The following is a 2,065-nucleotide window of genomic DNA, read 5'->3' as shown; positions in this document are numbered from 1 at the left end:
GTCGGGCCAACGCCTGGGACAACGCGCCGATGGAGAGCTTCTTCAAGACATTGAAGGTCGAGAGAATCTATCAGAACTACGAAACGCGCGCCCAAGCCAGCCTTGATATCGTCGACTGGATCGAGGGCTATTACAATCAGCAACGCCTGCATACCTCGATCGATTTCCTCACCCCTGTCGACTACCAAGCCAGCTTGATCGCCGCATGAGATGCTGTACGTGAAAACGAGGCAGGGTCACGGCCACCATGTTCAGAAAATTGGACCGCACGGTCTTCTGGAAATTCGGCTACTGGCTCGCGCGCAGGTATCGGCGCGGGTTCAGGCCGCTGATGCGCGACTATATCCGGGCACCAGAGCCGGGACAGGCTGCGACATGGGTGCTGCAAGGCCAGAACAGCCGAGGTTGGTATGGGGTGGTGGCGCTTCGGCGCCTGGTCACCAGCCGCAAGGGTCAGTTCAGGTGGCATTCGCCATCGGAAAATCCGTACATTCTGTGCGATGCGACACGCAAGACCATCGAATCACGCTATGCCGATGTCGCCTTTGCTATGAGTAACGCTTGAACCGAGAGCCGGATGCGCTGAGAGGTGCAAGTCCGGTTCGGGGAGGGGCGGCAGGAAATAGTTCGACTACGCCCTGTCTCTTACTCCACTTTTTATGCGCCTTGATTATGCAAGCTCGGCATTTCGTCGCCTGTGACGGGCATCGGAACAGACATCGAGCGACAGGCGAGGCGTTGGGGAGGCTGGCGTTGCACTGTCCACCGGGCAGTTCGCGCTCTGCTTGAGGTTTTCACTGGGTAAGGGTGGTTTGATGTACCCGAAGGCTCTCTGGCCTTGGGGTATGGGTCTGCCGGCAAGTGGGCTGATTCCCCGATAAGTGCTTTTTTTGATAGTTATTTGAAAGGGTATCGATTTAAATAACTGTCCCACATAGGAGGAAGATCGTGAGCGTCGGATTTTCTTTACAGAGTAACTCAACACCCCTTGATTTCTCCCGCAAGACTCGTCACGAGCTGAAAGACATCTTCACGCAGGCGAGCATGCCGGATGTCGCTGGAAAGCCGACGGCCTTTAAGGGTACTCTCTATCACGATGGCAAGCAGTACATGGTCACCCGCTTCTATGAGATGGTGGGTGGCCAACAGGTGGCAAGGCATATTTTTTCACGTCAGGTTGACTGGGAGCAGTCATGGGCAGTCGTGATCGAAAACCTGTTCTCCAAGTATGTCCTTGACAAGACGTGGATCGGACAGCGAAAGCTGGAAAATGTCAGGCAGGAATTCGAGGTGCTGTTGGAAGACGCCAAGGATCAGTCACGGCTTGTTGTATTCAAACACGGGCTTGACATCGACTCCGATGCGTCATTGCCGCACCGCAAACTTGCAGACACGGCGACAGACCTCGTTGCCTGTCGGGAGCTGGAGCGAAGCATTCATCCGGCAAAGCGACTTGACGAAGCGGGTTATACCGGAGATGCCCGAGGCGCTTTGAGGCGAGGTGGATTCCAGCAGGCGACCAGTTGGTTCTATTCCGCGGAGCAGGATCAGAGCGCCCGTTGTGTTTTCACGCTTAAGGATCGGCAGACTCGGGTGGTGGTTGACACGCGTCTGATGAGCGGTAGCGCCAATGCAAGCCTTGCGGAGGCAGGTGCGACCTACCAGCGGTTGAACGACGAAATCACGCAACTGGCCGCTGAGCTCGGGCAAATCGCAGAGCAGCTTCAAAAGGAGCAGCGTGGAAAGCCCAACTCGTCACGCGTCAACGAGCTTCTCGAACAGCAGCGCCTCGCTTGTGAGCGGACCAACGCCTTAAAGCGGCAGGTGCGAGAGATGGAGGAAACGTCGCTCGGCGACGCACGACAGCTTGTGACTTTCCTGTACGAAAAAGAGGAGCACGACGGGTGGAACCTGCAACAAAGACGCCTGTTTAATGCGCTGGTGGATCAGATGTGGATGATCGGTACAGCTATTACATGGGCGGCCGGAGAATGTCCTGCGGGCCGCACATATGGAACGCCCGAGGAAATTGCCAAGCAAACGGCACTGCTCAAGCAGTATGGCG

3 protein-coding genes are annotated in these 2,065 nt (G+C 56.3%); all 3 read left to right on the top strand.

Annotation, left to right across the window (positions count from 1 at the left end; translation table 11 throughout):
* The coding region (locus DID99_RS36415) for an IS3 family transposase (RefSeq protein WP_148094708.1) at positions 1–209 on the top strand (209 nt) is incomplete at its 5' end.
* Positions 210–247: 38 nt separating this feature from the next.
* Positions 248–565, top strand: a complete 318-nt coding sequence (locus DID99_RS36410) for a reverse transcriptase (RefSeq protein WP_260444792.1) — start codon at positions 248–250, stop codon at positions 563–565.
* A 383-nt stretch (positions 566–948) separates the two neighbouring features.
* On the top strand, positions 949–2,065 hold a 1,117-nt coding region (locus DID99_RS36405), incomplete at its 3' end, for a hypothetical protein (RefSeq protein ID WP_148094707.1).

The sequence above is a fragment of the Burkholderia sp. Bp8986 genome (assembly GCF_003854225.1).
Taxonomy (GTDB): domain Bacteria; phylum Pseudomonadota; class Gammaproteobacteria; order Burkholderiales; family Burkholderiaceae; genus Burkholderia.
Note: the sequence above shows the minus strand (reverse complement) of the source record. Positions and strands in the feature narration are given on the sequence as shown.

Coding starts and splice junctions, on each gene's coding strand:
- DID99_RS36410 (WP_260444792.1), top strand. CDS start 248: ATGTTCAGAAAATTGGACCGCACGGTCTTCTGGAAATTCGGCTACTGG.